Source organism: Undibacterium sp. Ren11W, from assembly GCF_049340485.1.
In the GTDB taxonomy this organism is placed as follows: domain Bacteria; phylum Pseudomonadota; class Gammaproteobacteria; order Burkholderiales; family Burkholderiaceae_D; genus Undibacterium.
On the sequence record NZ_JBMPPB010000039.1, the window covers coordinates 1 to 282 of the forward strand.

General features: G+C 59.6%; 1 protein-coding gene. It reads left to right on the top strand.

All coding sequences use genetic code 11. The features are described 5' to 3' along the window. Positions 1-282, top strand: a 282-nt coding sequence (locus ACO0K8_RS22360) for a hypothetical protein (protein WP_422948859.1), incomplete at both ends; no start/stop codon positions are given.

The following is a 282-nucleotide window of genomic DNA, read 5'->3' on the forward strand; positions in this document are numbered from 1 at the left end:
TTGCGAAACCGGCTGAAGGCGCGACCTTGTCGGTCAGCGCTACCGTCACCGACCAGGCTGGCAATGTCTCCGCCCCAGGCATAGACAGTGCGACTTTAGACACAACGGCCACAGCAGCGCCAACGATTACCATCACGACCGACAGCAACAATGACGGCCTGATCAGTAAAACAGAACTGGGCGCAGCAACGACAGTGGCAGTCACAGTCGCCTTGCCAGGTACGGCCAAGGCAGGCGACACCCTAACCATCACCGACGGCACGACACCGCAAAGCCATGTCT